The sequence below is a fragment of the Halosimplex pelagicum genome (assembly GCF_013415905.1).
GTDB classification, from domain to species: Archaea; Halobacteriota; Halobacteria; order Halobacteriales; family Haloarculaceae; genus Halosimplex; species Halosimplex pelagicum.
In genome coordinates, this window is record NZ_CP058909.1 from 1,868,751 (window position 1) to 1,892,497 (window position 23,747).

25 protein-coding genes are annotated in these 23,747 nt (G+C 71.8%); 8 read left to right on the forward strand and 17 right to left on the reverse strand.

Features of this window, described 5'->3' with window-relative positions; genetic code table 11:
• Positions 1-417: 417 nt before the first annotated feature.
• From HZS54_RS09195 to HZS54_RS09210, 4 genes are all read right to left on the reverse strand, one after another.
• A complete protein-coding gene (locus HZS54_RS09195; protein WP_179922135.1) occupies positions 418-753 on the reverse strand; it encodes a DUF7344 domain-containing protein in 336 nt (111 codons plus the stop codon).
• A 118-nt stretch (positions 754-871) separates the two neighbouring features.
• The gene (locus HZS54_RS09200) at positions 872-1,969 is read right to left on the reverse strand and encodes an SDR family oxidoreductase (RefSeq protein WP_179922137.1); all 1,098 of its coding nucleotides are present in this window, start codon (positions 1,967-1,969) and stop codon (positions 872-874) included.
• Positions 1,970-2,175: 206 nt separating this feature from the next.
• Complete coding sequence (locus tag HZS54_RS09205; RefSeq protein WP_179922139.1) at positions 2,176-2,811, reverse strand: hypothetical protein; 636 nt, start codon at positions 2,809-2,811, stop codon at positions 2,176-2,178.
• A gap of 125 nt (positions 2,812-2,936) precedes the next feature.
• A complete protein-coding gene (locus HZS54_RS09210) occupies positions 2,937-3,701 on the reverse strand; it encodes an SDR family NAD(P)-dependent oxidoreductase (RefSeq protein ID WP_179922141.1) in 765 nt (254 codons plus the stop codon).
• A 228-nt stretch (positions 3,702-3,929) separates the two neighbouring features.
• Between HZS54_RS09210 and HZS54_RS09215 the strand changes: the two genes are divergently transcribed.
• From HZS54_RS09215 to HZS54_RS09225, 3 genes are all read left to right on the forward strand, one after another.
• Positions 3,930-5,303, forward strand: coding sequence for a ferritin-like domain-containing protein (locus tag HZS54_RS09215; protein WP_179922143.1), 1,374 nt, complete (start codon positions 3,930-3,932; stop codon positions 5,301-5,303).
• A 97-nt stretch (positions 5,304-5,400) separates the two neighbouring features.
• Positions 5,401-5,691 (forward strand): ArsR/SmtB family transcription factor, encoded by a 291-nt coding sequence (locus HZS54_RS09220; protein WP_179922145.1) that lies wholly within the window; start codon positions 5,401-5,403, stop codon positions 5,689-5,691.
• A 46-nt stretch (positions 5,692-5,737) separates the two neighbouring features.
• Complete coding sequence (locus tag HZS54_RS09225) at positions 5,738-6,043, forward strand: DUF8036 family membrane protein (protein WP_179922147.1); 306 nt, start codon at positions 5,738-5,740, stop codon at positions 6,041-6,043.
• 42 nt (positions 6,044-6,085) lie between these two features.
• Here the strand turns inward: HZS54_RS09225 and HZS54_RS09230 are convergent, their stop codons facing one another.
• The 5 genes from HZS54_RS09230 to HZS54_RS09250 form a co-directional block, all read right to left on the reverse strand.
• The gene (locus HZS54_RS09230; RefSeq protein ID WP_179922149.1) at positions 6,086-7,672 is read right to left on the reverse strand and encodes a hypothetical protein; all 1,587 of its coding nucleotides are present in this window, start codon (positions 7,670-7,672) and stop codon (positions 6,086-6,088) included.
• Positions 7,669-8,418 carry an ABC transporter ATP-binding protein gene (locus tag HZS54_RS09235; protein WP_179922151.1) on the reverse strand — a complete coding sequence of 250 codons (750 nt, stop codon included), beginning with the start codon at positions 8,416-8,418 and terminating at the stop codon, positions 7,669-7,671. Before HZS54_RS09235 ends, HZS54_RS09230 begins: the two co-directional genes overlap by 4 nt.
• Before the next feature lie 71 nt (positions 8,419-8,489).
• Positions 8,490-9,116, reverse strand: a complete 627-nt coding sequence (locus HZS54_RS09240; protein ID WP_179922153.1) for a hypothetical protein — start codon at positions 9,114-9,116, stop codon at positions 8,490-8,492.
• 123 nt (positions 9,117-9,239) lie between these two features.
• The gene (locus tag HZS54_RS09245; protein ID WP_179922155.1) at positions 9,240-9,788 is read right to left on the reverse strand and encodes an NUDIX hydrolase; all 549 of its coding nucleotides are present in this window, start codon (positions 9,786-9,788) and stop codon (positions 9,240-9,242) included.
• 16 nt (positions 9,789-9,804) lie between these two features.
• Positions 9,805-11,634, reverse strand: coding sequence for a S9 family peptidase (locus HZS54_RS09250; protein ID WP_179922157.1), 1,830 nt, complete (start codon positions 11,632-11,634; stop codon positions 9,805-9,807).
• Between the two features lie 226 nt (positions 11,635-11,860).
• Between HZS54_RS09250 and HZS54_RS09255 the strand changes: the two genes are divergently transcribed.
• Both HZS54_RS09255 and HZS54_RS09260 read left to right on the forward strand, forming a co-directional pair.
• Positions 11,861-12,289 (forward strand): hypothetical protein, encoded by a 429-nt coding sequence (locus HZS54_RS09255; RefSeq protein ID WP_179922159.1) that lies wholly within the window; start codon positions 11,861-11,863, stop codon positions 12,287-12,289.
• 338 nt (positions 12,290-12,627) lie between these two features.
• Positions 12,628-13,080: a hypothetical protein gene (locus HZS54_RS09260; protein ID WP_179922161.1), complete on the forward strand. Its 453-nt coding sequence runs from the start codon at positions 12,628-12,630 to the stop codon at positions 13,078-13,080.
• Positions 13,081-13,117: 37 nt separating this feature from the next.
• On the opposite strand, the gene HZS54_RS09265 is transcribed toward HZS54_RS09260, so the two are convergent.
• The gene (locus HZS54_RS09265; RefSeq protein ID WP_179922163.1) at positions 13,118-13,849 is read right to left on the reverse strand and encodes a hypothetical protein; all 732 of its coding nucleotides are present in this window, start codon (positions 13,847-13,849) and stop codon (positions 13,118-13,120) included.
• Positions 13,850-14,005: 156 nt separating this feature from the next.
• Here HZS54_RS09265 and HZS54_RS09270 point away from each other — a divergent pair, with 156 nt between their 5' ends.
• Together HZS54_RS09270 and HZS54_RS09275 are read left to right on the forward strand one after the other, a co-directional pair.
• Entirely contained in the window at positions 14,006-15,064 is a 1,059-nt protein-coding gene (locus tag HZS54_RS09270; RefSeq protein WP_179922165.1) for a glycosyltransferase, read from the forward strand.
• Between the two features lie 56 nt (positions 15,065-15,120).
• The gene (locus HZS54_RS09275; RefSeq protein ID WP_179922167.1) at positions 15,121-15,273 is read left to right on the forward strand and encodes a hypothetical protein; all 153 of its coding nucleotides are present in this window, start codon (positions 15,121-15,123) and stop codon (positions 15,271-15,273) included.
• Between the two features lie 54 nt (positions 15,274-15,327).
• Here HZS54_RS09275 and HZS54_RS09280 read toward each other — a convergent pair whose 3' ends face one another.
• The 4 genes from HZS54_RS09280 to HZS54_RS09295 all read right to left on the reverse strand — a co-directional run bounded on the left by HZS54_RS09280 (position 15,328) and on the right by HZS54_RS09295 (position 20,042).
• The gene (locus tag HZS54_RS09280) at positions 15,328-16,014 is read right to left on the reverse strand and encodes a class I SAM-dependent methyltransferase (protein ID WP_246391871.1); all 687 of its coding nucleotides are present in this window, start codon (positions 16,012-16,014) and stop codon (positions 15,328-15,330) included.
• 83 nt (positions 16,015-16,097) lie between these two features.
• The gene (folP, locus tag HZS54_RS09285) at positions 16,098-18,650 is read right to left on the reverse strand and encodes a dihydropteroate synthase (protein ID WP_179922169.1); all 2,553 of its coding nucleotides are present in this window, start codon (positions 18,648-18,650) and stop codon (positions 16,098-16,100) included.
• 110 nt (positions 18,651-18,760) lie between these two features.
• The gene (locus HZS54_RS09290) at positions 18,761-19,102 is read right to left on the reverse strand and encodes a DUF7538 family protein (protein ID WP_246391873.1); all 342 of its coding nucleotides are present in this window, start codon (positions 19,100-19,102) and stop codon (positions 18,761-18,763) included.
• Positions 19,095-20,042, reverse strand: coding sequence for a hypothetical protein (locus HZS54_RS09295; protein WP_179922171.1), 948 nt, complete (start codon positions 20,040-20,042; stop codon positions 19,095-19,097). The genes HZS54_RS09290 and HZS54_RS09295 overlap by 8 nt, the downstream gene beginning before the upstream one ends.
• 185 nt (positions 20,043-20,227) lie before the next feature.
• On the opposite strand from HZS54_RS09295, the gene HZS54_RS09300 reads away from it, so the two are divergent.
• Positions 20,228-21,232 carry a hypothetical protein gene (locus HZS54_RS09300; protein ID WP_179922173.1) on the forward strand — a complete coding sequence of 335 codons (1,005 nt, stop codon included), beginning with the start codon at positions 20,228-20,230 and terminating at the stop codon, positions 21,230-21,232.
• A gap of 83 nt (positions 21,233-21,315) precedes the next feature.
• Here HZS54_RS09300 and HZS54_RS09305 read toward each other — a convergent pair whose 3' ends face one another.
• From HZS54_RS09305 to HZS54_RS09315, 3 genes are all read right to left on the reverse strand, one after another.
• Entirely contained in the window at positions 21,316-21,870 is a 555-nt protein-coding gene (locus tag HZS54_RS09305; protein ID WP_179922175.1) for an SHOCT domain-containing protein, read from the reverse strand.
• Between the two features lie 112 nt (positions 21,871-21,982).
• Positions 21,983-22,534 carry an SHOCT domain-containing protein gene (locus HZS54_RS09310; RefSeq protein WP_179922177.1) on the reverse strand — a complete coding sequence of 184 codons (552 nt, stop codon included), beginning with the start codon at positions 22,532-22,534 and terminating at the stop codon, positions 21,983-21,985.
• A 78-nt stretch (positions 22,535-22,612) separates the two neighbouring features.
• Complete coding sequence (locus HZS54_RS09315; protein WP_179922179.1) at positions 22,613-23,695, reverse strand: Gfo/Idh/MocA family protein; 1,083 nt, start codon at positions 23,693-23,695, stop codon at positions 22,613-22,615.
• Positions 23,696-23,747 lie beyond the last annotated feature (52 nt).

Here is a 23,747-nt window from a genome sequence, read left to right on the forward strand (position 1 = left end):
GTGCAGGGAGTGGCTGTTGCAGTTGCGGTGCTGTGCGGTTGGCGCGTGCTGTCGAGCGTGCCCGCCTCGTGGCGGGCCGCTCGAAACAGCCGCGCGAGGGATGAGCATCGCAGCCTGCGAGAAGCGCAAGAGGCTGGGGAGGCTCGTGGCCGTCTGCGGTTGCTGTGCGGCGCGGGTGCGGTGCTGGCCCTGGCGGACTGAAAGGGCGAGGCACGCTCGCGTTCACTTGGTCGCCTGAGCGGGCCACTATCCGCGCGGGCGGTGCGGAGAGCGCGGATATCCCGCCTCAGCGACCGCGAGCGCGTCGAGGGCTTTCATCGCCTGCTGCCCCCTGCAGTCACAGTCACCCCCGTTTCTTCCACGAAGAATCAACCCGAAACCACTACTCAACAAGCACGTCGTATCGAACGGCTCCGTCTACGACCCGATGGCGTCGAGGGCGTCGAGCGAGACGGAGTCGGTGAGTCGGACGCGCCGTTGCTCGGGTGAGAACCGGACGACGCCGGCGTCGGAGAGCTTCGGAACGTGGACGTGATACAGCGACGTGCGGAGGCGGGTGATCGCCGCCTCGTCCGCGGCGCTGTCCGGTCCCCCGTCGTCGCGCTCGACCATCCGTTCGGCGAGTTCCTCGATGGTCAGCGCCGCGTCGGCGTCGTCCAGCAGGCGGACGACGCGCCGTCGCCGTTCGTCGGCCAGCGCGTCGTACACGAGCGATCTGTTGCCGTACCGCGTCTTCCCGTCCATGGGACTCATACCTCCCCCTCGGCCACGTCCGAGTATAGGGGCTACGCCTAAACAGATAGCGTCGAACGTACCTGATACGCACCACGCACGGGTCCGGCGAGGAACGCGACCGGCCGGCGCCGTTCGGTCACCGCTCCCGTCGGACCGGCCGGAGCGCCGAGCGGTCGTCGCCGTCGAGTTCCGCGCTGGAGACGGCCGCCACGTCCACCCCGTTCCCGCGTATCGCCCGATAGACGCCGTAGCCGAGGGCGGCGGCACCGAGTGCGAGGAGCGCCGTTCCGCGGGTCCCGCTGGTCGCGGCGCGGGTGTAGAGACTCCGTTCGGCGACGTGGCCCCCGTGGTCGCCGCGCTCGCGGAGCTCGCCGCCGGGCTGGTCGAACGCGTTGTCGGACTGGCGCCGGGGCGGACGGTCGCGCGTCTGGAGGCCGACGAACAGTTTCTCCATGATCGTGTCGAACAGACCGGGGGCGTACTGCTCCATCTGGGCCATGTTCTTGGCGGCGCCGCCGACGTAGATGTCGCGCTCGGGGTGTTCGGCGGCGTGACAGACCGAGCGGGCGACGGTCTCGGGCGCGTACACCGGCGGCGGCAGGGTCACCTCGCTGTCGGTGTAGTTCTTCGCGTGTTCGGGGTAGGGCGTGTCGATGGCGGCGGGCTTGACGAGCGTCACCGAGACGGGCGCGCCCTCCTCTTCCAGTTCCATCCTGAGGGTGTCGGTGAACCCCTTGACGGCGTGTTTCGAGGCGGTGTAGGCCCCCTGCAGGATGAGCGCGCGCTCGGACGTGACGCTCCCGACGTTGACGATGGCGCCGCCCTCTCGGTGTTTCAGGTGTTCGGCGGCGACGAGCGACCCGTAGAGCAGTCCCCAGACGTTCACCTCGAACAGCTCGCGCATGTCCTCGACCGGCGTCTCGTCGAGACGGCCGTAGATGAACTTCCCGGCGTTGTTGACCCAGGTGTCGAACCCGCCGTAGGTGTCCTCCGCGACCGCGGCGATCTCCTCGACCTGGGTCCGGTCGCTCACGTCGGCGACGACGTAGACGGCGTCGCCGCCGGCCTCGGTTATCTCGTCGGTCAACTCGTCGAGGGCGTCCTCGCTCCGGGCGGCGACCACGAGCGAGGCGCCCCTGTCGGCGGCCATCCGCGCGGTCGCGAGCCCGTTGCCCGAGGGCGCGCCGGTGATCACCATCACCTGCTCGTCGAGCGGTTTCAACTGCGGGGTCACGGCGCCTCCTCCGAGGACTGTCGGGTCGTCGCGGGCGCGCTGGCTATCGATCGCTGTGGCATCGTCCCTATGGTGGGTCAGGACGGGTTTGAGGCCGGTGCCGGCATTCGCACGGCAGTGCGCGTGCCGGCGGTCGCGTCGCCGCCCGCCAGTATCGGAGCAGAATCACGAACGGCACGGAGAGTGTGCCGGTCGGCCGACTTCGCTCAGAAACACTCCAGAACGGTCCCGTCCACGCGCGGGTCCGGCGGATTCTCCGTCTCCCGACGCGTGGCACGCCAGACGGCCTCGTGGGTCACCAGATAGGCAAAGGAGTAGCGATGCCCGTCGAAGTATCCGTACGGGGTCCCCTCCCCATCGTCCCACCGGCCGTGGTCCATCGCGTACCCCGACGTGACCAGGACGGCGTTCGGACCGACTCTCGATGCCTCCGTCGACGAGTCGAGGTTGAACTCTACGAGTCCCTCCCCGTACCCGGCCATCTCGCGGTACTTGTAGGCGTACTCGTACGTCTCGACGTACGCGCGGACTGACGCTTCGCCGAGGGTATCCGGTGGATCCGGAATCGACGGGAGGTCACCGTGGTCGGCCGACGGCTCCGGAACGCGCGGCTCCGCCGGACAGGCGCTCGGACTCGGCGTCGGGACGGCAGTCTCGGGTACGGATCCGCCCTCGGTGCCGATCGCGGTCGCGGTCGTCTCTGTCGCCGTCGTCGTCGACTGGCCCGTCTCCGGTGACGATACGTCCCGTCTGGCACCGCTGCTGTCTCCGGGGAGACACCCAGCCGACAGCGCCGTCGCGACGACCGCGACGCACTCCCGCCGGGTGAAAGCGTCGGCCATACCGGGACCGGCGTCGCGGTCGGTAAGTGTCTTCTGTGCGATCGGTCGGGGAGCGAGGGCCCGGAGCGGCGTAGCTCGATGCCGGCCGCAGGGGGGCCTCGCGTTGGCTGTCGAGAACCTCGGTTTCAGACCGAACTGCGGTCGTAGCCGCCGTCGATGGTGATGATCTCGCCGGTGGTGAAGGAGGCGGCGTCGCTGGCCAGGTAGAGGGCGGCGCCGCTGATCTCGTCGGGGGTGGCGACCCGCTCCATCGGCGTGCGCTCGTCGACGCCCTCGCGGAACTCCGAGCCGTCTTCGAGCTTCGGCCCTGCCAGTTCCGTCTTGACGAAGCCGGGGGCGATGGCGTTCACTCGAACCTCGGGCCCCAGGTCCGCCGCGGTCGCGCGGGTGAGACCGTTGAGGCCGGCCTTCGCCGAGACGTAGCTCGGCCGGGCCTCGCGGGACTGCTCGGCGGACATCGAGGAGATGTTGACGATCGACCCCTCGTCCATGGCGGCGCCGAACTCCTTGATCGCGCGGAACGCCCCCGTGAGGAGCACGTCGATGTCCTGGCCCCACTCCTCCTCGCTCATCTCGGTGACCGGCGTCGTCGCGACCGAGCCCTGCGAGGTGACGAGCGTGTCGACGGTGCCGAGGGCGTCCTCGGTGGTCTCCCGGAGGTTCGCGATCGACTCGGGGTCGCGGACGTTGCAGGTGACTTCGACAGTGTCGGCGCCCAGGTCGCGCAGTTCGGCGGCGGCCTCGGCCACCGACTCCTCCGAGCGGCTGGTCGCGACCACGTCGGCGCCGTCGCGGGCGAACGCCCGGGCGATCTCCAGCCCGATGCCGCTCGTGCCGCCGATGACGACGACGTTCTGCCCCTCGACGCTGATTCCATCGGATTCTGACATGGTTTCAAGAGCCCGCGCTCGACGGGAGTCGGTTTCGGTTCGCGACGGGACACGGGCCGGTATGGACCTTCCCCGGTGCGCACTGTCCGTCGAACCCGCGACTCGACGCGGGAAGTTCCCCCGAATTTGGGAGAGAGTTCCGGCCCACGCTCGGCGAACGCCCGGGGCAATTATGTCACACGTCGGAAAATTACCTTTAGTGGGTGGACCCTCCGACCGAGTGGAATCATGACCCGACACGACGACGCCGACGGCCGAACGCGGCGCAAATTCCTGGGCGCGACGGTCTCGCTGGCGGCGCTGGGACTGGCCGGTTGTTCGAACGACGGCGGCGACGGCGGCTCGACGGACACGATGGCCCCCACCGACACGCCGACGCCCACGCCCGAGGAGATGATGGGCGGGGCGACCGACACGATGGACCCGACGGCGACGCCGACCGCCGAACCGACCGACACGCCCACCGACGAGCCGACCGCGACCGACGCGATGGCCGCGCCGGACGTGCCGCTGCTCAACTACGCGCTGACGCTGGAGCACCTGGAGAACGTCTTCTACCGGGAGGGGCTCGACGAGTTCAGCGACAGCGAGCTGATGAACGCCGACGCGCTGTCGAGCTTCGGACAGACCGTCCGGATGGAGGTGCCGGAGTACCTGCGGACGGTCGGCGCCCACGAGGCCGCCCACGTCGACGCGCTGTCGAGCACGATCGAGAACCTGAACGGGACGCCCGTCGGCGAGGGCGAGTACGACTTCGGCTACTCGACGCCGACGGAGTTCCTCGCGGTCGCGCAGGCCCTGGAGAACACCGGCGTCTCCGCCTACGCCGGCGCGGCGCCGCAGGTCGTGAACAACGACGTGCTCGCGGCGGCGGCGGGCATCCACAGCGTCGAGGCCCGCCACGCGAGCTTCCTCAACCTGATCAACGGCGACAGTCCCTATCCCAACGGCGTCGACGAGGCCCGTTCCATCGACGAGGTGCTGGAGATCGCCGGCCAGTTCGTCACGAGCGAGGTCGACCCGAGCGTCTACGAGACCGGCGACGACCGCCCGACCCACGACCGCAAAGTCGAGGACGACACCTCCGACGTGAACGTGCTCAACTACGCGCTGACGCTGGAGCACCTGGAGAACGCCTTCTACCGCGAAGGGCTGAACGAGTTCAGCGACAGCGAGCTGATGAACGCAGATGCGCTCTCCGAGTTCGGCGAAGAACTCCGGATGGCCGTCCCCGAACACCTGAAAACCGCGGGCGCCCACGAGGCGGCCCACGTCACGGCGCTCTCCGACACCGTCGAGCAGCTCGGCGGGACGCCCGTCGAGGAGGCCACCTACGACTTCGGCTACTCGACGCCGACGGAGTTCCTCGGCGTCGCGAAGGCGCTGGAGAACACGGGCGTGGCGGCCTACAAGGGCGCGGCGCCGACCGTGTCGAACGACGCCGTCTTCTCGGCGGCGATCGGCATCCACAGCGTCGAGGCCCGGCACGCCGCGCTGTTGAACGAGGTCAACGTGAGTTCGCCGTTCCCGGCGGGCGTCGACGAGCCGATGACGATGAGCGAGGTCACCGAAGTGGCCGGCCAGTTCATCGTCGAGGAGTGAGCGGCGGTCGAACGATGCCGTCGTCGTCCACGCACCGGTTCCCGTCCCCGCTGGCGGTCGATGCGTTTACGTAGGCCCTCCGAGTGGGTAATCGCCAATGGAGGCGGTCCTCTGGTACGTGTTGGCGGGCACGCGCGGCGGGCTCAATCGGGTGCGCATCCTCCGCGCGCTCGACACCCGACCGCGCAACGCCAACCAGCTCGCCGAGGACATGGACCTCAACTACGACACGGTGCGCCACCACCTCGACGTGCTCACCGACAACGACGTGCTCGAATCGAGCGGCGACGACTACGGCGCGGTGTATCTCCCCTCGGACACCGTCGAGGCCCACTGGGACACCGTCGAGACGATCGTCGATCAGCTCGACCGACCGGACGATTCATGACCCGACAGCACCGACCACCCGACGACCCCACCACGGAGCCCCATAGATGAGTACCCTGTTCACGATCGCGCGCGTCGCCGTCGCGCTCAACCTCGCCATGCTCGCCGTCCTCGGCGCGGTCTGGGCGCGCAACTACTGGCGGCTCCGCTCGAAGCACACCCTCGGGATGCTCGTCTTCGCCGCCCTGCTGTTCGCCGAGAACGCCTTCGCGCTGTACTTCTACCTCTTCGACGAGCTGCGGCGGGCCTGGTTCAGCACGCAGGTCCCCGCCGTCGCCTGGGAGGCGCTGCTGCTCTTTCACCTCCTCGAAACGCTGGCGATCGCCTTCCTCACCTGGGTCACGCTGGACTGAGAGAGGGCCGCGCCGACGGCCCGCCCCCGGGTTCCGTCCCCGTCACTCGACGGAGTACGCGTCCAGTTTCGCGACCGCGTGGCGGTAGCCCCCCCAGGCGACGACGAGGGCGAGGACGCCCGTCGCGCCGACGCCACCGACGACCGTCACGGGGTCGACGGCGCCCTGTGCGTAGGCGCCGAGCGCGCCGAACCCCGGCGCGCCGACGACGACCATCCCGAGGGTGTAGGCCGCGGAGGCGGACTTGTTCGGGATCTGCACGTCCTCGCCGAGCAGCCCCTCGTCGCCGGGCGGGTAGTGGACGCCGAGCGCCAGCGAGCACAGCGGCGCGACGGCCGCCATCGCGACCGCGAAGACGCCGACGGCGGCGACGACCAGCGCGGAGCCGACGCCGACGCCGATGGCGGTGCCCAGGGCGGCGCCGACGAGCAGCGGCATCGCCGGGAGGACGACGGCGTAGGCCTTCGCGCGGACGAACGTCTCGCTGGAGACGCCGGCGGTGAGCAGGCCGGGGAGGGCGTCGCCCTCGGTTCCGAGCGGGTTGAGCGTGAAGCCGCTGCCGGCGGCGAGCGCGCCGGTGAAGGCGACGACCGGCGCGTACATCGCCGCGGAGAAGGGGCCGCTGTAGACGAGCTGTTCGGCCATGACGAGACCGACGAAGATCGCGGGGTAGACGTACCACAGCGTCTTCGGCGTGCGCTTGGTGCGGCGCCAGGTCGTCTCGACGAGCGCGGCGGTCGGCCGCGGGACGACCGACGCGAGCACGTCCCTGACGGGCGTCGCCGTCGCCGGGTCGTCGTCGGCCCCGTCCTCGTCGTCGCCGAGCGCGCGGTCGTCGTACCAGACGGCCTCGGCGAGGCGGACGGAGGCGGCCAGCGAGCCGAACACGAGCCCGACCGTGGCGAGGAGGAAGCCACCGGCGCGGGCGGGCGACGCGCCGGCGTCCCGGACGGTCAACAGCAGCAGGTCGCCGGCCCACGACAGCGGGGTCGCGCCCAGCGCGGCGCCGACGGTCTCGCGGGTGAACAGGACGAGATAGAAGAGTCCGAGCATCCCGACGCCGAGGCCGAAGCGGGCGTTCTTCGAGAGGCCGTAGCCGTCGAGCAGCCAGCGGGCGCCGAAGCCGATCGGCGCCGTCGCGACGCCGGCGACGACGAACAGCCAGAGGCTGCCCGCGACCAGCGAGACGGCCGCGACCGGCGCCTCGGCGCCGACGGCGAACGCGACCGCGCCGGCGAGCGCGACCGGCCAGAACAGCGCCGTCCAGACGGCCGTCTGGCGGGCGACGCTCCCGACGGCGACCGCGCGGGTGCTCGTCGCCGTCAGGAAGGCTACGTAGCGGTCCTTGAACTCGCTGTTGCCCCCCGCGGCGCCGAGGACCCCCATCAGGACGAGCAGGACGACGCCCGACAGCACCGTCCCGCGGAGACGGGTGACGACCGGCGCGACCTCGCCGGCGGCGAACCGCTGGCCCAGGTCGTAGGCGCCCGGGCCGACCAGCCCGGAGACCTGCAGCGCGAAGAAGCCGGGGATCAGCAGGAAGAAGGCGGTCATCCGCTTCGACTCGCGGACTCGCCGGTAGGTCTGGCGGAGGGCGGTCCGCGTGACGACGACGGCCGGGCCGGTCATGGCGACTCGCGCAGCCGCGCCGAGAGATCGGTGTCGCTCGTCAGCTCGAGGAAGGCGTCCTCCAGCGTGTCGCCGTCGCGGTCGGCGACCAGCCGCTCGGGGTCGTCCTCGGCGAGCAGTCGCCCGTCCGAGAGCAGCCCGACGGTGTCGGCGAGCTCGTCGACCACCGAGAGGACGTGCGTCGAGAGGAAGACGGCGGTGCCCGCGTCGCGCAGTTCGGTGAGGACTTCCTTGAGCGTCCGCGCGGCGTTGGGGTCGAGTCCGCTCGTCGGCTCGTCGAGGAACAGCACCGCGGGCTCGTGGACGATGGCCTGGATCACGCTGGTCTTCTGTTTCATGCCCTTCGAGTAGCTCTCGATGCGGTCGTCGGCGGCCGCGAGGTCGAACCGGTCGAACAGTGTATCGACCCGGTCGCGGGCGCGCTCGGGGTCGAGCCCGCGCACGTCTGCCACCGCGGAGAGCTGCTCGCGGGCGGTGAGCTTCTCGTACAGCGGGGGCGTGTCGGGGACGTAGCCGATCCGCTCGCCCAGCCGGTCGCGGTCGCGCACGTCGATGCCGGCGACGGTCGCCGACCCGTCGCTGGGGCGGGTGAGTCCGGTCAGCAGTCCCATCGTGGTCGTCTTGCCGGCGCCGTTGGGGCCGAGAAAGCCGTAGACGGTCCCGCTCTCGACGGTCAGGTCCAGCCCCTCGACGGCGGCGACCGACCCGTAGCGCTTCGTGAGCCCGTCGGTCTCGATGGCTGCCACTGCCGGGTGTAGGGGACAGCGCGGCGGTAAGTGTTCCGGTGGACCGGGGTCTCGCCGCGAGCGGGACGGCGTCAGTGCGACGGCACCGCCGACTCCGGGAGCGTCGGGTGCCAGCGCACGCCCTCCGGCGTCGAGTCGTCGGCGTCGTCTCCCGCCGCGTCGCCGTTCGTGCCGACCGCGTCGTCGGTCGCTTCGGCCGCGTCGCCGTCGGTCGCTGCGTCGCCGTTCGTGCCGGCTGTACGGCTCCCACCGGACACCGGCGCGGTGACGGTCGCGCCCGAATCGTCGGTTTCGGCGACGAAGACGGCGATCAGCCGGTAGACGGGCGGGCGGTCGGGGTCGTCCTCGTCGCGGACGCCGAGGATCGTCACGCGGGTGAGATCGGTCAGCGAGCAGTCGACGCCGGTCGACCGCCGGATCGCGGCCTCGGTCCCGGGGACGACGCGCTCGTCGGTCGCCGGTTCGCCGTGGGGGACGACCCACTCGCCGTCGCGCTCGACCAGCAGCACGTCCTCGCTGTCGTTGTACAGCTGGACGTACGCGTCGACGATACCGCGCTCGCAGCGCCCGCCGGCCCGCTCGTAGGCGTCGCTGGGCACGGCGAGCGTCGTCTGGTTGATCGGGAACCCGCTGTACTCGTCCTCCAGCGCGACCAGCCGCTCCTCCACCCTGTCGCGGGAGACCTCGGCCACGGACATCGTCCGCATCTGCGTCGGGACCGGGATAAACCCGTCCCTTCGTTCAGGCCACGGACGGGCCGATCGCGTGTCGGTCGGACCCCGGACGTTCGCACTTGCGAGCGGGTCGCCGACCGCTCGCGGTCACTCGCTGGCCGGATACGGTCGGTCGGCGACCTCGGGATACAGCACCGCCTCGGGCGGCGACGCGGCCCACTCGACCGCGGCGATCTCCCCCTCCCGCGGGCGCGGGTCGCCGCCCGCGTACTCGCCGTCGAAGATCGCGATGAGGCTGGTCAGCGCCGGCCGGTCGGGGTCGGTCCCGTCGACGAGTTCGAGGACGTGCGCTTCGCGCAGTCCCGTGATCGTCGCCTCGACGGCCGTCTCCTCGCGGACCTCGCGGCGCGCGGCCGCCTCGAAGGACTCGCCGGCCTCGCGCTTGCCGCCGGGGTCGGCCCAGCCGTCGTCGCCCTCGTTGCGGACGAGCAGCACCTCGCCGTCGCCGTTCGTGACCCAGATACCCGCGCCGCCGTTCGCGCCCGCGGCGATCCGCTCGCGGTCCCGTTCGTAGGCCCCGGCAGCGAGTTCCCAGCGCTTCTCGACGCGCTCGAAGCCGTCGTAGCGCTCGCGCAGGTCGGCCAGCCAGTCGGCGACCCGCTCGCGCGAGCGTTCGGCGAGCTTGGTTTCGGTCATCGTCATCTCACTCCGCTCAGACGTGTTCGTCGAGGAAGTCGACGACGGCGGTGTAGGCCTCGATCCGGTTCTCGCGCTTGGTGATCCCGTGGCCCTCGTCGTCGAAGACGAGCTTCTCGACGGGGACGCCCTGGGCGGCGGCCTCCTCGGCGATCTGCTCGGCCTCGCCGAGGGGGACTCGCGGGTCGTTGGCGCCGTGGAGGACGAACAGGGGCGCCGCGATCGACTCGACGTTGTTGATCGGCGAGACGGATTCGAGGAACTCCCGATCGTCGTCCAGCGAGCCGTACTCGGCCTCGCGCAGTTCGCGCCGCCACGAGCCGGTGTTCTCCAGGAACGTGACGAAGTTGGCTATCCCCACGACGTCGACGCCGGCGGCCCACAGGTCGGGGTACTCCGTCAGCGCCGCCAGCACCATGAACCCGCCGTAGGAGCCGCCCATCGCCACCACGCGGTCGGGGTCGACCGCCTCGTGGTCGGTCAGCCACTCGACCGCGGCCTCGATGTCCGCCACCGAGTCCATCCGCTTCTCCACGTCGTCGAGGTGGGTGTACTCGCGGCCGTAGCCGGTCGACCCGCGGACGTTCGGCTCGAAGACGGCGTAGCCCCGCGACAGGAAGTACTGGGTCAGCCCCGCGAAGGAGGGCCGGCGCTGGCTCTCCGGCCCGCCGTGGATGTCCACGATGACGGGGGTCTCGCCCGCCGACCAGTCGTCGGGCAGCGAGAAGTAGCCCGGGATCGACCGCTCGTCGAACGTGGGGTAGCGGACGAGTTCGGGCTCGACGAACGAGGACTTCGGGATGCCGGCGGTCGAGGCGTCGGTCCAGCGCTCGAACTCGCCCGTCTCGGTGTCGACGACGTAGACGTTCGTGTTCTCGGTGCGACCCGTGGCGGAGAGGGCGAACCGCTCGGCGTCCTCGTCGAAGGCGACGCCGCCGGCGATCCCGCCCGGCAGGTCCGGCGCGGGGAACTCGTCGATCTCCGTGGGGCCGGCGAGTTCGCCGACGGTCAGGTCGGTGTAGCCGTCGACGTTTCGGGAGTAGACGAGCCGGCCGGTCTCGTCGTCCAGCGCCACGCCGCCAACCGACCACTCGCCCCCGTCGGCGACGGTGTCGAGCGCCGCCGCCAGATCGGACTCGTCGGGGTCGTCGCCGAGCGCCGTCAGGTCGAGCCGTGCGAGGAACTTCGTGTCCGACTCGTAGTCGGTGGTCAGGTACAGCGCGTCGCCGTCGGGGCTCCACTGGGCGCTCGTGAAGCGCACGTCGCCGTCGTGTGGCGTGAGGTGTCGTCGCTCGCCCGACTCGGCGTCGAGGACGTAGAGGTCCTGGTCGAAGTTCCAGTGGGCCCGCGAGACGAGCAGGCGGTCGTCGTCGGGCGCCCAGCCGCCGACGGAGAGCCAGCCGTCGCCCTCGTGGACGAGGGTCGCGTCGTCGCCGGTCCCGGTCCGGCCCTGGACGTACACGTCGAAGACGGACTCGTCGCGGCGGTTCGAGGCGAACGCGAAGCGGTCGCCGTCGTGAGACCACCCGCCCCAGCGGTGTTTGGCGTCGGGGCGGGCGGTGAGGTTCGTGATCGTCCCGTCGTCGGCGTCGAGGCGGTAGAGCTGGGCGCGCTCGTCGCCGCCCTCGTCCATGCCGAAGGCGAGTTCGCGGCGCTCGGGCGACCACGAGGCGAAGGTGACCCTGTCTTCGAAGAACGTGCGCTGGACGGGCCACGCCCGGGGCTCGTCGAGCGTCCAGAGCTGTGGGGTGCCCGTGGCGTCGAGCAGGAACGACAGCGTTCCGTCGGGCCCGAAGGAGGCGCCGTAGGCGCTCCGCACGTTGAGATACCGGTCGAGGTCGTACATACCCCGGGCAAGCGGCGGAACGGAGAAAGTCCTTCCGGGCGTGCGAGCGAGGCCGATTCGCCACCGGCGGCGAACGCGGCGGACGACCGCGGCGGTAGGCGTGAGAGACTCCGGCAGTAAGTGGGGGTTTGACGCCGACGGGACGGACACAACGGAGGAAACGTTACGTCCCTTCCTCGAATGCCCGCCAATAACCAAACAGCGCACTCCCTTTGGGCAACACGCAATGTACCGCACACTCGCGACAGTCTGTATCGTCGCCCTGGTCGCCCTCGCCGGCTGCGGCGGCCCCGGCCCGGGCGCCGGAACCGACACGGCCGACATCGGCGACGACGACGGCGACGCCATCGGCGACGAGACCGAGACCGAAGGCGACGCGATGGAGACGGACACGCCCGAACCGACCGACACACCGGAACCGACCGACACTCCGGAGCCGACCGACACCCCGGAGCCGACTCCGACGGACACGCCCGAGCCGACGCTGACGGCGGCGCCGACGGACACGCCGCTCCCGACGGACACCCCGCTTCCGACTGACACGCCGCTTCCGACTGACACGCCCGAACCGGAGGACGGCGGAGCCACCGGTGACGAAACGGAGACTGACGACGGGATCGTCGAGGACGAGACCGAGACCGACACCGCGAACTGACCGCCCCGGCGGCCGTTCGGTCAGTGCTCGCGCCGTCGTAGCGCCGGTGCAGTCCGTGTCGCGCAGTCGGATCCGTCGTCCACCGTCCGGCTCGGCGTCGGGACGGCGTCCTCGATCGAGCGGAGTCGTCCCGCGCCGTCCGCAGTCGAGTTCCCGGTCGGCTCCGTCACATCAGACAGATGATAAAAAGACAGCCCCAGACGGGACTGGCCCGCTGGTGTGGTATGTCAGGGCGACACAGTAAGGGGCGTCAGCCCTGCCGAGACGGACACAACTGGGGAAACGTTGCTCGAATGGCCGCGAATAACGAAACGGCGGACGCTCCAACGCGAAAACGCATGTACCGCGCACTCGCGACAGTCTGTATCGTTGCCCTGGTCGCCCTCGCCGGCTGCGGCGGCCCCGGCCCAGGCGCCGGAACCGACACAGCAGCCATCGGCGAAGACGGGGAGGACGGAGAGGATACCTCGCCCGCCATCGGCGACGAGACCGAGACGGAAGGTGACGACGTGATGGAACCCGCGACCGAGACCGAGGGGGACGACGTGATGGAGACGGAGACGGAGGGAGACGATACGATGGACACCGAGACGCAAGGTGACGACGCGATGGATACCGAGACCGACACCGAAGACGGGTTCCCCGACGAGACCTCGACCGCCGAGGGCCTCGCCGGCGGCGAAGGCACCGCGACGGACGAGGGCGGCGTCATGGGGAACGAAACCGAGACGGACACGGACACGGGCGTCCTCGGTGACGAGACGGAGACCGAGACGGACGCCGCGAGCTAACGCTTCCGGTCGACGACCGTTCGGACATTTTTCGCCGTCACCGCAGCGCGCGGGCGGCGCAGTCGGTGTATCGTAGTCCGAGCCGCCGCTCCGTCGCGTCGTCGGCGCTCGGGTACGCGCCGCCGCAGGCGCTCTCGTCGTCGAGGTGACGCTCGCGGACGCGCTCGGACGCCCAGAGGTAGCTCCCGACCATCGGGCTCGCGACGAGGGCGTCGCCCTCGCGGCGCGCCGTCCCGTGGCGGTGAGTGACCCCGAGCGCGTGACCGCACTCGTGGAGCACCAGTTGCGTCGCCGCGGCCGGGATCGAGTAGGGGACGACCGGCGGCGTCTCCTCGGCGGGCGCCATCCGGGCGATGTAGGCTCCGCCGGTGGTGGCGGCGATCCGCGGACGAGCGTACCCGGCGGGCTGGCGCCGCGGGTCGCCGTCGGTGACGAGCAGGTTCACGTCGCCGACGGGGTCGATCTCGGCCATCCCGACCATCCCCTCGGCGACCGTCATCGGCCAGTCGACGCCGAGCGACGTCTTCCCGCCCTCGTGGGGCAACGCGACCGTCGACGGCGCGAACTCGATCTCGACGGCGTCGACCGCCTCGCCGAGGGCCGCGCCGAGGTAGCCTTCGACCCTAGCGGGGAGCGCGTCGTGCGTGGCCGCGGACTCGCTGAACCAGACGCGGACGACGACCGGGTCCGGCGGGCTCGCGGCGCGGCGGCCGGCGACTCCCAGCGACAGCGCCACACCGGCGCCCCCGAGGAACGCCCGTCGATTCACTACCGCCCCGATCCCTGCAGCCGGTGATAAACGTTCCTGCGTGGTAGGTGCGACTTACTTCGGCGACGGCTCGACGCGGCTACTCCGGTACGGTCGCCTTACCGGTCGCCGCCGGGATGACGGGGATTTTTGACATCCCACCTCGTCCTCCGGCGTATGCGCGTCGCGTTCGTCTCGATGGAGACGACTCACTATCGCGACACCGAAGGCGCCCGCCGGTTCGAACGCGTCGCACGCCACCTCGCCGCCCGCGGCCACGACGTGACCGTCTTCTGCACCCAGTTCTGGGAGGGGTCCGACGAGACCGTCGAGCGGGACGGCGTCACCTACCGCGGAGTCACCATCTCCCCCGCGCTCACGTCTTTCGCCGTTCGCCTCCCCGCGCTGCTCGCCCTGTTCGGCCCCGATATCGTCCACGCCCGGCCCGACCCGCCGACGGGCGTCCTCGCCGCGAGTCTCGGCGCCACGGTGGCCCGCGCACCGCTCGTCGTCGAGTGGTTCGGCGACGAGTCGGTCGACGGCTCCCGGTTCGCCGACCGCGCCGCCACGCTCCCCGACATGGTCGACACGCCCTCGGAGATGGTCCGAACGCGCGTCCGCGAGCGCGGCGCGACCGCCGAAACCACGCAGGTCGTCCCCGAGAGCGTCGACATGGAGACCGTCAGGGAGACCGACCCCGCCGAGGAGATCGACGTGGTCTACGCCCACCCCCTCGACGAGAGCGCCAACCTGGAGAGCTTCCTGCTCGGCCTCGCCGAGCTGCGCGACCGCGACTGGTCGGCGACCATCGTCGGCGACGGCCCCGAGCGCGAGGGCTACGAGCGGCAGGTCCGGGACCTGCGCATCGACGATCGGGTCACCTTCGCCGGCGCCTGCGACCGCGCCGAGCGGGTGGCCTACTACAAGGGCGCCCACGCGTTCGTCCAGACGGCCCACCGGGAGTACTTCGCGAGCGAACTGCTGTGGGCGCTGGCCTGCGGCTGCGTCGGCATCGTCGAGTACCAGGCCGAGTCCAGCGCCCACGAGCTCATCGAGGAGGCCGAACGCAGTTTCCGCGCGACCGACCCCCAGCAGATCGCCGACGCCATCGTCGACGCCGGCGAGTTCGAGCGGCTCACCGTCGACGAGGAGTACGCCGAGTTCGACCACGACGCCGTCCTCGAACGCTATCTGCAGACCTACCGGGACCTGCAGGCCGACCGCGGGCTACTGTAGCGACGGGCCCCCGACGGAGCCTTGTCGTTCGACCGCCTACCGGTCGGTGACCGCCGATGATCCCACCGTTCCTCCGCCGGTGTCCAGACTGCGGGAAGACCGGCCTCGCTCGCTCGTTCGAGACCGTCCAGACCGACGGGGAGCGTCTCGTCGAGTGTCCGCGCTGCGGCCACCGGTTCCCCGTCGTCGATCGACCGACGCTGAACTGAGCGGAATCGGTCGGAGGCCGCTCCCGAGATGTCGGTCCGCCCGGACCGCGCCCGTCACTCCCGCAGCCGAGCCCGGACGAACAGCCACTCGCCGCCGCCGAGTTCGTCGTCGCGGACGGTCTCCTCGGTCACGTCGAACCCCACCGAATCGAGCAGTTCGAGGCTCCGATCGCGGCCGTGGAAGCTCCACTGCATCGCCGCGCCGCTGTCGAGCCAGTCGTCGTTGCGCCCCTCCCAGTTGCCGACACCCGTCGTCAGCAACAGGTGCCCGCCGGGTCGGAGGACGCGAGCGAACTCCGCGAACGCCCGCTCGTGGTGCTCGCGCGGGACGTGGATCACCGAGTGCAGCGCCGTCACCGCGTCGACGGCGCCCTCGGCGACCGGCAGTCGCGTCAGGTCGCCGCGGGCGAGCGCCGCCCCGGGCGCGCGCTCGCGGGCCAGTGCCAGCTGTTCGACGGAGAGGTCGACGCCGACGGCGTCGTACTCGTCGGCGAGTGCCTCCAGCACCGCGCGGCCGCCGCCGCAGCCCGCGTCGAGGACCCGGGCGTCGGCGGGCAGGTCGGCCGCCAGCGCCTCGACGAGTCGGCGCTCGTGGGCCGGGTCGCGGTCGTCGTCGTACGCCTCGGCCACGCCGTCGTACCCCGACATGACGGCGCTCGCCCACTCGTCGAGATCGCGGCCGTCCTCCTCGGAACGGCCGTCGGGCGCGGTCCCGTCGTTCGGCGTCGGCTCGTCGTCCATGTCTCGGGTCCCGGCGGAGAGCGGAAAAAGCCTACCGGCGGGCAGTCAGACGGTCCCACACCGCAGTGCGGTGGCGCGACCGCTCACTCCTCGTCGAACCGGTCGGGGTCGGCCGCCGCCTGGGCGACGCGGACGGCGGCGACGTTCTCGTGGGCGTCGTGGACGCGGATCACGTCGGCGCCGCGCTCGGCCGCCAGCGCCGTCCCGGCGACCGTCTCGTCGAGCGCGCCCTCGCGACCGCCCTCGGTGAGGTCGAACATCGACTTCCGGGAGTGGCCGACCAGTATCGGACAGCCCAGCGCCGCGAGTTCGTCCAGCCGACCCAGGAGCTCGAAGCTCTCGGCGGCGGACTTCCCGAAGCCCAGTCCGGGGTCGACGAGGATCTGCGAGCGGTCGAGGCCGGCCTTCTCGGCCAGCAGGACGCGTTCGGCGAGGTAGTCGATCACGTCGTCGACCACGTCGTCGTACTCGACCTCCGTCGTCGGGTCGACCGGCGCCTCGATGCTGTGCATGACGACCACGGGCACGTCGTACTCGGCGGCGACGAGTCGCATCTCCGGGTCCTCCAGCCCGGACACGTCGTTGAGCAGGTCCGCGCCGGCGTCGAGCGCGGCGCGGGCCACCTCGGCCTTGCGCGTGTCGATGGAGACCATCGCGTCGAGGTCCGAGACCGCCTCGACGACCGGGACGACGCGCTCGATCTCCTCCTCGGCGGGGACGACCTCGCCGCCGGGGCGGGTCGACTCGCCGCCGATGTCGAGGATCTCGACGCCGGCGTCGACCATCCGCTCGGCGCGCTCGCGGGCGTCGGCGACGGTGTTGTACTCGCCGCCGTCGTGGAAACTGTCGGGCGTGATGTTGAGGATGCCCATCACGGCGGTGCCGTCGGCCCACGGGTAGTCGCGGTCGGCCGCGCTCCGCTCGGCGTCGGGCGTCGGCGTCGCCGCGTTCGGGGTCGGCGACGCGCCGAGGCCGGCCCGGATCTCGTCGGCCAGCGGCGCGAGGTCGTCCTCGCGCCCGGCGAGCGCGTCGGCGAGGCGGTCGAACTGCGCGCGGGTCGCCATCGCCACCGCGTCGACGCGTTCCTCGTCCTGGTCGGCCAGCGCCGAGAGGGCGACCTCCCCGCCCAGCGCTCGCAGCTCGGACTGCAGGCGGCGAGCGCGGCGCGGGCGGAGCCGCATCCGCAGGACGCGGTGGACGGCGTCGCCGGCTGCCGCCGTCGCGTCCGCCTCGCCGACGTGCGCCCGGGCCAGCGCCGCCTCGGCGTCGGCCACCGAGTCCACGTCGAGCGGGACGGCGGGTCGGGACCAGCGGGTTCGCGCCTCGGCGACGGCGTACAGCGACCCCGAGACGACGACGGCGTCGTCGGGTCCGGCGGCGTCGAGCGCGCGGTCGAGCGCGCCCGCGACCGGCTCGTGGGTTCGCACGTCGGCGCCGGTCTCCGCTTCGAACGCGCTCGCGACCACCTCGGCGGACTCGGCGCGGTCGTGGTCGGGGCGGCAGGCGACGACGCGGCCCAGATCCGCGTCGGCGAACGCCGCGGCGATCCCGCGGTGGTCCTTGTCGGTCATCGCGCCGACGACGAGGTGGGCCTCGTCGTAGTCGAAGGTCGAGAGTACGTCGGCGGTCGTCTCGCAGCCGCCGGGGTTGTGCGCGCCGTCGAGGACGACCAGCGGCTCGCGGTCCATCACCTCGAACCGCCCCGGCCAGTGGGCGTTGCGGAAGCCGCGCTCGACGGCCGCCGTCGCCGCGTCGACCCCCAGGCGGTCGGCCACCTGCCCGACGAGCGCCGCCGCGACGCCCGCGTTGCGCGCCTGGTGAGCGCCCAGCAGCGGGAGGCGCGTGTCGACGGCCCACCCCCCGTCGCCCGCCTCGTCCCCGCCGTCGAGCGAGCCGTTCCCCTCGACCGTGACGGCCCCCTCCAGCCCCTCGCGACCGCCGTACGCGACGGTCACGTCCGGGTCCTCGGGCTCGCGCCACTCGGCGTCGGCGACCGTGAGTACCTCGTCGACTTCCTCGCGGATCGCGGCGAGCGCGTCGCCGGTGGCGGCGGTCACCAGCGGCGCGTCGGCGGGTTCGACGCCCGATTTGTCACGGGCGATCTCGCCGACGGTGTCGCCGAGCAGGTCGGTGTGTTCGAGCGTCACGGCGGTGACGGCGCTGGCGATCGGGTCGACGACGCTGGTGGCGTCGAGGCTCCCGCCGATACCGACTTCGAGGACGGCCACGTCCACGTCCTGTCGGTCGAACTCCCACAGCGCCATCGCGGTGAGCGTCTCGAAGAAGGTGGGCGAGTCGCCGTCGGTCGCCCGCTCGGTCGCGTACTCGCGGAACGACTCGACGAACTCGGTGACCGCCGACTCTGTCATCGGCCGGCCGTCGACGCGGACCCGCTCGCGCACGTCGTCGAGGTGCGGCGAGGTGTACAGCCCGACCGAGAGGCCGGCCTCGCGGAGCGCCCGCTCGACCATCCGGGCGGTGCTGCCCTTGCCGTTCGACCCCGCGACCTGGACGCAGTCGAGTCGCTCGTGGGGGTCGCCGACGTGGTCGAGCAGCTCCCGCGTCGGGTCCAGCCCCGGCCGCGGCGCGAACCGTCGCAGATCGAAGAGAAAGTCCGCCGCCTCGTGAAACTCCATGCACGTGCGATTCCGGATGGGCGCGCTTAGGCCTGTCGGAGTCCCCAACCACCCGGTCACGACTCACGACACGGTCGTCACGAAACGCCGACCGCCGCGGGCCCGGCCCGCTACAGCGACCGCCGCTCGATCTCGGGGTCGACGCCCGCCGCGTCCAGGTCCATCCGGATCCGCTCGCGCAGCGGCGTCGGCACCGTCTCGCGACTCACCGGTACCGCCGTCTCGCCGCCCGTCTCGGGGGGGACCTTCCAGTAGACCACGCAGTCGCTCGGGGCGTAGAACTCGACGCTGTAACGGTCGCCTTCGCCCTCGTAGTGGACGCGGGCGGCCGACCCCTCGACGCGCCACCCCTCGCGGTCCGCGAGGCGAGCGAGCGGGTCGGTGTCGGGGTCGCCGTCATCCCGGTCGCCGCCGTCGCCCGAGCCGCGGCCGCTCGCGCCGCCCTCACTCATCGTCGCCGGCCGGCCCGTCCACGAGCGGGTCGTACTCGCGGTCCTCGCCGAACTTCCGGACGACCGCGGCGACCAGCGCGAGCGCGGCCAGCCCGACCAGCGCGCCCACGTCCGAATCGGCGGTCGGCCGCCCGACGGTGTCGGGCTCCTCGCCGTCTGCCTCGCGGTCGGGTTCCTCGCCGTCTGCCTCGCGGTCGGGTTCCTCGTCGTCTGCCTCGCGGTCCGCTCCCTCGTCGTCTGCCTCGCGGTCCGCTCCCTCGTCGTCGGCCGCTCCGGACTCACCTGCCGTCTCCGCGCGCTCGGCGTGAGCGACCGTCTCGTCGACGGGGCGGTCGGCGAACTCCTCGCGGTCGTCGCGCTCCGGCGCCTTCGCCCGGCGGCGCGCCGCGGGCACGTCGGCGTCGGCCGCGCCGGTGGTCGGTGGCGAGTCGACCTCGTCGTCGCTCCCGAGTTTGTCGCTCGCGACCGATTTGGCCTTCCCGAGGTACCGGTAGGCGACGAAGGCCACGACGGCGAGGACGACCAGCGCGGCGGCCGCCTTCAGCAGGACCGGCCGGAGCTTCGCCTTCCAGCCGCCGTCCTCGTCGTCGACGTCCTCGGCGCCCGGCGAGGGGACCGGGTCCGGGCCCTCCGGGCTCGGCGAGTCCCACGGGGCGCTCCCGCTGTCCCCGCCGGTCCCCACGGGGATCGACTCGGCGTCCGACGAGCCGGCGTCGTCGGCGTCACCGGACTCGACCGCGTCGTCGACCAGGTCCGTGCCGACGTCGGTCTCGGCGTCCCCGCCGACCGCCGCCTCGTCGTTCGCGTCCGCGGTGCGGTCGTCGTCCACGTCGCGGCCGCCGTCGGTGAGCTTCTCCAGGTCCTCGTCGGAGAGCAGTCCCTCGACGAGTCCACCGACGGGCGACTCGTCGAGGTCGATCCCCAGCAGCGTTCGTCCCATGTCTCACCGTTGGGCCAGCCCCCGGAAATAACTGCGCCATCGTCTCGTGCGAAGCCCCGCTCGGCGCGCTCTGCGCGTCGGTCGAGCGGTGCCCGCAGTGCCGGGCGAGCGGAACACCGTCGCCGTCGTCGCCGAGTGCGCCGGATCGCGGCGCTTTTGTTCGCAACGTCGATATCACCTGGCGCATGCCCTCTATCGGACCGTCGCGAAGCACGGCCGTAGCGGCCGGACTGCTCCTGCTCGTCGCCCTGGCGGGCTGTAGCAGTCTCTCCGGTACCGGATCGCCGACTCCATCGACGACCGAACCGTCGGTCTCGACGCAGTCGGTGACACAGACACCGACCGCGATGCCGACCGCGACACCGACGGCGACCGCCTCGCCCTCACCGACGGCAGCGCCGACCCCGACGGCAACGCCTTCACCCTCGCCGACGGCAACGCCGACCCCGACGGCGACCCCCTCTCCGACCGCGTCGCCCTCGCCCGACCGGCTTCCGGCGGGGCTGACCGACGGCGGCGTTCGTAACGTCACGCGAGTGGTCGAGACTCATCAGACGAACGTGGTCGAGACGCCGGGCGTCGTGACGCACACGACGAACTCGACAGTTCGCGACGGCGCGATCGTCGCGACGGTGCGAGCGGCGGCCGGACCGAACCTCACGCGGGTTCGGTACGTGTCCCACGCGCGGCGCGCGGTCGGGAACGAGACCGGCAACAGGACGACGGTCATCGCCGCGAACGGAACGGCCGTCAAACAGTACACCGTCGCCGGCGGGAACGTCACGCTCGACAACACGCGCAACCGGACCGGACTGTTCGACCGGTCGCTCCGCGGCCTCTCGACGGCCACGAACCCGCTCCGGGGGGCGCTTCGCCGGGGCAACTTCACCGTCGCCGGCGTCGACGACCGGGACGACGCCACGGTCGTGACGCTTCGCGCCGACCGGTACGCGGGCGGGCAGCTGTACGCCGCCGAGAACGTCGCGGCGTACAACGCGACGGTCCGGATCACGACCGACGGAGTGATCCGCTCGGCCACGGAGCGTATCGTCTCCCGACCGGACGGGAGCGAGCGGAGATACGGGTTCACGTACGGGTTCGAACCGCGGCCGGTCGACCTCCCACGGGTACCGCGGGTCCCCGCGGACATCCGTGTCGGCTCGGGTGACTCCGCGGACGCTCGAAGCTAGTCCGCGGCGCGTTCGGTTCCCGGCCCGTTCACCCCGCGGCGGCGGTCGAACTCGATGCGCCGACGCGGGTCGTCGGGCTGGACTCAGTTCCGTTCGGTCGCGCGGAGTTCGTCGTCGATGGTCGAGACGCGGTCGCGCCGGACGCCCTCCTCGTCGAGGATGGTCTGCATCCGCTGTTCGAACTCGTACTCGGAGATCTCGCCCTCGACGTAGCGCTCCTTCAGCCGCTCGGTGCGGTCGTCGGCGCGCTGCTCGGCCGAGCGCGTGTCGAAGTTCTCGACGAGATCCGCGAGCCCGACCATCCGGGCGTACTCGTTCTCCCGCTCGACGTAGGAGGCGACGCGGCCGAGACGGATCCCGGCGATCTCCGTCGTGCCGTTGACGGCCGAGGAGGCGCGGGCCGCGATGCCGACCGCGACGGCGACCAGCCCGACGACGGTCGCCGGCACGCCGACGACGAGGCCGACGACGAACAGCGGCAACAGCGAGCCGAGGGTGCCGGTGCCGCCGAGACCCAAAAGCGCGGCGAGCAGCCAGCCGGCGACGCCGAGGGCGGAGACGACGGCTAGCGTGAGGGAGGCGAGCGAAATCGCGACCGTCGCCAGCAGGTGGTCGCTGGCCCAGTCCGTCAGTCCCATGTTCGGCCCCTGTCGCTCCGAGTACCTAAGCTCCCCGACCGCGGCCCCGCGGTTCGGCCGAGAGGGGTCCCGCCCGCACCCTGGCGGTCGCGACCGCCGGCGGATGCGGCCCTCAACTCCGCTCGGCGTCCCGGAGCCGGTCGTCGAGCCCGCTGGGACGCCGGCTCGGAACGCCCTCCTCGTCGAGGACGATCCGCGTCCGCTCTTCGAGTTCCCACTCCGAGAGGGCGCCGTCGACGTAGCGGTCTTTCAGGCGCTCGATCCGGTCGTCGGCGCGGCGTTCGGGCGAGCGGGTGTCGATGTCCTCGACGAGGGCGGCGACTCCCAGGAGTCGCGCGAGCGGATGCCGCTCGATCCGGGAGGCGACCTGCCCGAGGCGCGTGCTCGCCGCGCGGCGCTTCGCCGTCACGACGGACGAGACGTGCGCGGCCACGCCGACGGCGGCGACGACCGCTGCGGCGACGGTCAGCGGGAGTCCGAGGACGGTCCCGAGGGCGAACAGGGGGAGGAGAGTCCCGAGCGTCGACGCCGTCCCGACTTCCAGGGCGGCGAGGACCACCCATCCGGTCGCCCCGGCGACCGAGACGGCCGACAGCGCCGCGAAGGCCAGCGCCAGCACGACCGCGGCCGGGACGTGGTTCCGCGCCAGCTGTGTCAGTCCCATACCCCGTCCAGGTCGCGGGCGCACCTAAGGCTCACGGCGGGAGCGGGGACGGTCGTCGCCGACGGGGAACGTACCCGGCTACAGTTCGACGGACTCGCGTGTCTCGGCCAGCAGCGCCTGCGGGTCGACGGCCTCGTCGCGCTCGCTGCTCTCGATGGCCGCCTCGACGAGCGCGACCGACTGGAGGTTCGACTCCACGTCGGTGGCCATCGGCTCGCCCGTGTCGAGCCACTCGACGAACTGCTCGACCAGCCAGGTGTTTCCCCAGGCGTCCTGCTCGTCGAGCGGGACCGGTTCGGGGTCGGCGTCGGCGACCCCGACGACCGTCTCGCCCGCCTGGTCGTACGGGTAGCGTTCGATCTCGCGGTCGTCGAGCACGAGCGTCTCGTCGCGACACTCCGCACGGAGGGCGTCGCTGCCCCAGCCGTTCAGGGTGGTCGCGTTGGCCTTCGCGCCCTCCCAGGTCGCCCGCACGCCGTTCTCGAAGCGCATCTGCACCGTGGCCTGCACGTCGTCCTCGTACTCGGCCCACTCGGGGAGCCACGTGTCGGCGTAGAGGCGCTCGCACTTCGCGCCGGCCATATCGGCGAGGAAGTCGAGCTGGTGGACCGCGCCCTCGACCAGCAGCGGATTCTCCATGTCGTGGCGGAAGGCGCCCCAGGCGCCGTAGGTGCGGGCGTTGCAGGTGAACCGGCCGACGAGGTAGTCCAGCGGGCCGGGCTCGCCCGAGCGCAGGCGCCGACGGAACGTGGTCTTGTCCCGGTCGAAGCGGTGGCTCATGGTCACGCCCATCTTCAGGCCCGCGCGGTCGACCTTCTCGGCGATGCGCACGGACGCTTCGAGCGTGTCGGCGATCGGTTTCTCCGAGAGGATGTCCAGGTCGTGTTCGACCGCGGCGTCGACGACCGCCTCGTGGGTCCACGGCGGCGTGACGACCGTGCAGAAGTCCGCGTCGTGTTCGGCGAAGGCGGTCTCGGCGTCGGTGTAGCAGTCCTCGGGGTCGACGCCGAGGTGTTCGACGGCGTTCTCGTGGGCGTCCTCGTTCACGTCGACGGCGGCGACGACCTCGATCAGGTCCTTCTCGATATTGGGCGGCAGGAACGTGTCGCACCAGCGGCCGCCCTGGCCGCCGGTCCCGACCTGTATGGCTCGGTAGGTCATGGCGTATCGGCCGCCCCCTCGGACCGTAAATCGCCCGGTCGGGGAGCGTCCC